Source organism: Photobacterium sanctipauli (assembly GCF_003026495.1).
GTDB classification, from domain to species: domain Bacteria; phylum Pseudomonadota; class Gammaproteobacteria; order Enterobacterales; family Vibrionaceae; genus Photobacterium; species Photobacterium sanctipauli.
On sequence record NZ_PYMA01000035.1, the window covers coordinates 1 to 6,877 of the forward strand.

The following is a 6,877-nucleotide window of genomic DNA, read 5'->3' on the forward strand; positions in this document are numbered from 1 at the left end:
AGTTTAAGGGCTTCTGCTTTAAATTCAGGAGAATGGATAATACGTTTCTTCTTGTTTGTCATGATTCACCTCGTTAGTGATTGTACTCACTTAACTCGGTGTCCAAAACTGCTGGTGCGGATCACTTTGGTCTGTATGAATATTGAGGAGAATGAGCTGCTGGAAGAAAGTGGTCTAGATTTGTTGGGCGCCCAATGTCTCCACACATTGGGCATTTTTCGTTTGACTTGAAGTAGAGCAATTAAGAGTCTGCCGCAAGTTCATCCTGAATATTCTCAAGTCTCTCAACTTGCGACTTTTATATGACTTCTTTTATTAAAGTCATTAGATCTTTACTCCATTCTTCTCGTTTTACAGTATTTGAACCTTGTAGGTACCATGCATGCTTTTCAAGCTGCGACTGTATTGCAGTTCTCCATTGTTTATCAGATTTTGACGTTTCTAGAACCTGTTCAAATGTGAAGAGCATTTGCGAAACAAACCATGGGTACTTTTCGTGAGTGACTCCATTCGAAACAATGTCGTTTTTATTCCCATAAGCAAATTTTGGATTGTCTGCACAGTTTTTTAGATACTCTTGGTAAGTTGCATAAGCCGTTGCTCTTCGAGACTCCTGTCTCCCTGACCGTAGTTGTTGTAATGTGAGCATTAGCGCAAGAACAGCAACAACGGCCATTATGATATCAGCTCGTTCATTCCAAAATTCAAACGTCAATAAGTTAGCAGCGTTAGTGTCGAGGCAAATCATTTCATGTTTCCTGCTGGCGGTGTCTTTGTTTTCTTGTTAGTTCTTAGGGATTGACCACAATCTCTAAAGTCGAACATATTCATCTCAAATGTCGATATCGATACTTGATTGGAACCGTGTGTGTGAGTAATGAGCTTATGGAATCGCTCTTTGTAAGGAGCTTTGGCTACTGAACCACCAAACTGACCACTGTTAACTAGTACAACATGCTGATACATATGATAAAAGAGCGCATCAACCATGCTGTCAAAGGTCGCAATATCTTTGTTCATCGCTGAAATAATATACGCGTGTGATTTGTCTTTAAGATCGGCACTTAGCTTAATATCTGTGGCGTCATAGCATATCGAGCCAGTCAACTTGAAGCCCTCTTTCTCTTCATGAGCAGGATGAATCATTTCTACGATTAGTTGATATGGTCTCCAAGGCATAATTTGGTTTACTTCACCAACAGTCATGTTTTTCTTCCCTTGAAGGCGCTTGATAAATCTCCTGCCATTCGTTCCTTTATTTGGGATGATCCACATAGCTGAGTTATTGAGGTCACGCTCATTCTGAATATGGCTAAAGCCAATCCCTGCAAAAACAATTGCCCCCGTTTTATCCGAAAGCCTTTCTAAGATATCTAGGTCATCGGGTGAGACAGAAAGTTCAGGCCAAATTATAAGATCCACTTTTCCTTTGAGGTTTGGAGCTTCATTCACACTATCGACGCTAGCGATGTTGTGTAAGATTAGTTCTGAAACTGAAGCAACGTGCCTTCTATGCTTAGCTCTGTATGTTGGTGTATCTAACTTTAAGCCAGCTAAATCAAAGTCTTTTGTCAAAGGTAGAAGTGATTGAACCATGACAACATTTAGGTGTTTTTTGTCTTTTGGCCATCCTAACCTTACTTTTTCTGTATAGGTTGGCATATTGGAGAGTGTACAGTATGACTTAGCTTGGTCATTAGTTCGATTGTTTATACACTTTTCTAGTTCATCTAGAGTCCAGGCTTTCGGCCATGAATATAAGCTATTGTTGCTTTCAACCCCAGGCCATTGTAGTAGCTTGAACAACAATGTTGATAGCCAATCACTCATCGGCGATTTGCTATCTCCAAATGCTTCAGGTGAATGCATCATACCGATCTGCCTTTTTAGCATATTGGACTTTATACCGCGATATGCAGGTTTTTCAGACTGGAGACTGCTGCTGCTACTCCAGTCGACAGAGCCCAGTAGACAACTTCGAATGAACATCCCAATGTAATAGAGTGGTTTGTGTTCTTCTGTTAGCCATTTAGGGGGAGTATGAAATAGTTCGGTCTCGTCATCATAAAATTCTAACTCGACTTTGAGCTCACATGATGATTTTAGGCTTAGCAAGTCATCCCAATCACTACATCGGACTTTTGTATTTGCAATATCTATAGGTGTGTCGAAGTTGTTTTTATCTATTTCAGCTAGTGACGATTGAACTAGCTTAAGTATGCCATTCTCATGCTTAAATGGGCTGTTGTCGGCTCTAATCACCGAAAGAAGGGATACTGATTTACTATTGTAGGAAGATAGATTTCCTTTGATTTTGGCATAATCATTTAGACCAAGATAGTTGGCAAAAGAGTGGGCTTTCTTAGGCCACTTTGAGTCAGTTGATTTCGCTTTTAAGTATAATTGTTCGAATAGCTCAGGGCTATTTAGCATGAGTCTTTCACATATATCGCTTAGATCTCCTCTATTTAGCTGTCTGGCTCTTCGTGAGGGAAATGATACGTTTGGGCGAGCACGCCGACTATAGATCGATTCCAGTGCACTTGATATAGAACGCAAGACTTTTCTTTTGTCCAGTGCTAGTTGGTTAGCTAGTAAAACCGCTGTAGTGAACTCAGTAGGTTTTTGCTTTAGGTTTACGTTGCGGAAACCACTTAGTAGCTGAGTAATCAGATCAAATGGTTCAATATTAATAACCTCTTTAAGAGGTGAGTCATTACGAACAAGACTAAAGAACAAAATTTGTTCTTTAAATGCCTCCTCAAAGGAATCTAGCACTTCAAATTTACTGCATGCGTAATCCTCTAGGCATTCAAAGTAGCTTTCTGGATCGGAGTGTGCAGGAAACGCCCACCGATCTTTTGTATGTATTGCGGTAGCAGAGTGGCGAAGTACTTCACTTAAGCAATATTCAGCGAAAGTGGTAAGTGCTAGGTCATCATGGTCTCGGATGCTCTCGAGGCTTTGTAAGATTGGGCGCAGTATTCGAGCATGAGGAAATAGTTCTAGTCCTTTTTTTAGAAGTAGCAAAAGCGAAGGATCTTTAGTCCACTTTGATATTAGTTTTCGAGCCATTCTCTCTTGTAGATAATCCCATGCTCCTGGAATAGGGGCTCCAGAAGGGGTAACTTCTTGTGCGATCATGCTTCGCTTTTGACGAAGAAGTGAGTGGATTTTGTTGGCTGTAAAACGTAGGAGAGTATCTTTACGTACATCATTGAAAGTTCTATCAATAAAAGCTAATTCACTTATACAATTTTCTTCGAATTCGTTACTATCCCAGTCTTCGATCTCAAGATTATCTGTTAGCTCAATTAGTCCTTCAAGGTGTCCAAGTTGTTCATCTAGTTCATGTAGTGGCATTGGGCCACTTAACTTATTTTGTATGTGTGCAAGCTTAGATGAGATTGCTCCTTCTTTAGAGCTGAATTTTTTAACTTTGGTTTTTTGAGGTTGAAGGATGAGACCTAAATTATCTTGATATGGTTTGAAGTAAGCAGCTATCACTTCACGGATTTCATTCTCAGATACTTCGTTTTTGTCTGCTTTGATGATCAGTCTTAGGTCGTCCACATATCGACAAGCATCTACTAATAGTATCTTTTCGTTTTCATCTAGATATTGGCCTATCAGCTCAGCAATGTCCTTGTCGAAATCAAGCATGTAAATGTTTGCTAAAAAACCACCCGCGACGAGCCCTTGAGGTATACCTTTATTATCTTCTAGGGTCTGTATGTGTTCGTTTTTACACACTTCTGTGTATAGGTCTTGAGATTCTTCTGTCCATTCCCAATCTGCAAACTGATCTAGAACGTAGCTAATACATTCATCAGCTTCTTTGCCAGTTATTTCTTTGACCAGATCCTCAATTTTTTCTGCAAGTATCGTCCGATCAACAGAGTCGTAAAACTTAGAAAAGTCTAAATGAATTTCATAGATTTCTTCTTTGCTTGTTTTAACTCGCTTAGCTTCACGACCAAAGTAGATAGGGCGCTCTAGAAAGCGCTGGTAGTCGGTAAAAAACTTACTATATGTATTACTGTTACCCCAGGAGTATGATGCACTGTTATCAACGTACTTACAGTGAAGCCTGTTACCATAGTTTATTAAACCCTTATCGTGTACATCAGAAAACAGAGTAGAGGTGTCACCCTGTTCAGTTTCAACATGGTTAGCCAGCAGCATCATCAATGCAGTAAAAACGGTCTGATCGTCTATCGATACATGGGCCAAAGGTCTCATTGGCAATCGAGGGTTATCAGAGTCATCTTCATCCTTATCTTTGCTTTCTGGAACCCAAGTGAGGGCAGACTCATCGTCCGATTTTATAAATGTCCATGGATGAGACTTAGGTGCAGGTATTAGCTTTAGAGGAGATAACTCAAGGTCGTTTTCCTTAAGGGCTAAAGATAGAGAGGAAACCCTTAGATCAAGCTCGAGAGCAGATTTATCTAAGTCTAAACAATCAACATACCAGTTGACCCCTCTGATATGTTGGTGAGACTTTTTCCAGGCACTTAACAGGATAACTTCATCAGATATGAAGTCTCCCGTTGGTAAGATCTTGTTATATTTCTTGTGGAGTAGCATACATGTACGTTGGTTTAAGTGACGACTTTGTATATGTTACCCTGTTTAGTGCGATTAGATGAATAAGTATTTATCTTTGTGATGATGTCGAGCAAGTTTGTCATCATCTTCGAAGTCATTGTTATCTAACTACTTAGACATCAGCGCTTTGCGGCTTATTTGCAAAAGTTTCCCTGATTATCATGGCTTCGACTCTAAGCGTTCTGGCTAGCGACTCACATATATGAAGAGTCCAAATCAATAGCTTCCATTAGTGAGCCTATGCGCTTAAATCCGCCCTGTAAGCGATAGATAACACCGACATTGGCATAGGGTCTAAGAGCTTCTTCGATTATCTCTGAGCGAAGCACAAGCGACTTAGAATCAGTATCAACGGCATGTGGAGCGATGCGCTGCTCAATGTCAGAAAACTCTTTATGCAACCCTGTAAGTTCGACTAACTCCTTGAACAGATGGTGATAGAAAATTTTAGTGTCTTTTGGCTTCCTATCGACGATTTCAGCCAGCAGACTCAAGGCTAGAATATGCCAAGTGTCAAACGCCCAGAGGCAGGGATAGCTTCGTATATAATTAAGAGCATGAGGTAACTTTGGGTGTTTCCTAGCGGGGCTAGGCTGAAATAACTGATTCAGTGTCATCCACTTCGACCATCTGGAGTAGTCTCTTTTGAACAAGTTATCTTTTGAAAGTAGATAAAGCTCAGAGTTGGTTTTAGCCTGTCTTACGGCGTCTTTTGTTGTTCTAGCCTTCTTTGCCTTATTGTTCGATTCCTTTAAAAAACTTTGTTGAGATCTTTCAATTTTCAGCATTAATTTGGGGTACTTCAACCATTTCCAGATAGCCCGATTATTCTCAGATGTTGCTGGAGTGCGGATAACTACGCTTCCATTAAGATCAACGACATCGTCAGGTAAACAATCCTTTAATAGAAACGCTACCCAGATGTGGCTGTTACCTCGAATCGCCTTGAGCAGAAGGTATTCCTCCGTCAACTTTACTTGGCTAACGCTGTCTACACGCTGTTCAGAGCGAGAATAAATAGTGACTTCTTCGCGATACGTGTACTTGTCAATCTGGCATTCAAACTTTTGAGTTAAGCTAGGTAACAAAATGTAGTTACCTTTAATAAACTTTCTAGCTGAGTCTTTTGCACTACGAACACGTTTTTTCTTGATACGTTCTGCTTCACGCTCCAAAAACTGCTCGTGCTTATCAATGAGTTGTTCTCGGCACCATTCGTAAAGCCATTTGTAAGGCACTTTTTTCGCTTTTAGATCTGAGAGTACTTCATCAATGTTGCGATTAAGGTAGGCACTTAAATCAAACTCTATTGAAGGGATTTTATTGTGTTGATAGTAGGTTGTTTTTTCAGCTTCATTTTCATGAGTGACGAATATTTCGATCACTATGTCACCGAGTTCGGTTTCGAGAAGTACATCCGCGATATAGCGGTCTAAGCGTACTTCTAGGTTTCCACCTCGAACATTTGTTGATACTTCGCACTGGCTCAGTGTTTGTCCTTTGTATTCAAAGGATGCTGGCGGAAGATAAAGGGGCTGCGATTCAAGAAAAAAGTGTTGTGCGACTAAGTGGAGTTGAGTCATTAAGCAGTTACTGTTTTCGTCTTTCGAATCATGTGCAAAATGATGTCTTGTACCACTAGTTCCATTGTTTTTAGCTACTAAGCGATCTCCACAACCAGAGCATACGCAATTGCACTTTAAGCCATTCTCGACAGAATCAACATGCCTTAAGGTATTTGAATCGCCATGTAACGCATATTCTAGCATCGCCACTCCTCTCAACTCGAAGGTGATGAGCCAACCAAAGCCCATTAAATCAATATGATAAGCTAAGTGAAAATAGAGCAAGTTACTAGTGTTGGCTTCAAGTTTTGGAGGTATTGAGCTTGGAAATCAGTTATGGTTTCAATGCATAAGTTCTGATTACTCTTTCGTCAGGCCTTAACCAGTCCTCAACGAACACCTCAAACAGCGGGTCATCAATCAACTCACAAGGTTTGGCGGTTACGTATTTATGACTTCGCGCTTCTGCTGAGACCAATCTCTCGTAGCCTTCTAAGTCACCTTTATCTAGGTATTTAGAAACTAATGCTGGTGGAGCAACTGCTCGCTCTACCAATACCGATTTCTCGGAGACCTGATCCGCACCAGCAGTTTTGGACACCGAGTTAAGTGAGTACAATCACTAACGAGGTGAATCATGACAAACAAGAAGAAACGTATTATCCATTCTCCTGAATTTAAAGCAGAAGCCCTTAAACTGG

At 40.5% G+C, this 6,877-nt stretch carries 4 protein-coding genes; 1 reads left to right on the top strand and 3 read right to left on the bottom strand.

Features of this window, described 5'->3' with window-relative positions; genetic code table 11:
• A partial coding sequence (locus tag C9I98_RS26740) for a hypothetical protein (RefSeq protein WP_211318348.1) occupies nt 1-231 on the top strand: 231 nt, incomplete at its 5' end.
• Nucleotides 232-298: 67 nt separating this feature from the next.
• Here C9I98_RS26740 and C9I98_RS26155 read toward each other — a convergent pair.
• The 3 genes from C9I98_RS26155 to C9I98_RS26165 form a co-directional block, all read right to left on the bottom strand.
• Nucleotides 299-748, bottom strand: coding sequence for a hypothetical protein (locus tag C9I98_RS26155; protein WP_107272671.1), 450 nt, complete (start codon nt 746-748; stop codon nt 299-301).
• Complete coding sequence (locus tag C9I98_RS26160) at nt 745-4,590, bottom strand: RNA-directed DNA polymerase (RefSeq protein WP_107272672.1); 3,846 nt, start codon at nt 4,588-4,590, stop codon at nt 745-747. The genes C9I98_RS26155 and C9I98_RS26160 overlap by 4 nt, the downstream gene beginning before the upstream one ends.
• 215 nt (nt 4,591-4,805) lie before the next feature.
• Nucleotides 4,806-6,380, bottom strand: a complete 1,575-nt coding sequence (locus C9I98_RS26165; protein ID WP_107272673.1) for a competence protein CoiA family protein — start codon at nt 6,378-6,380, stop codon at nt 4,806-4,808.
• Nucleotides 6,381-6,877 lie beyond the last annotated feature (497 nt).

What these genes read in the sequence shown, in the direction of transcription:
- C9I98_RS26155 (WP_107272671.1), bottom strand. Translation starts at nt 748, where the DNA reads ATGATTTGCCTCGACACTAACGCTGCTAACTTATTGACGTTTGAATTT.
- C9I98_RS26160 (WP_107272672.1), bottom strand. Translation starts at nt 4,590, where the DNA reads ATGCTACTCCACAAGAAATATAACAAGATCTTACCAACGGGAGACTTC.
- C9I98_RS26165 (WP_107272673.1), bottom strand. Translation starts at nt 6,380, where the DNA reads ATGCTAGAATATGCGTTACATGGCGATTCAAATACCTTAAGGCATGTT.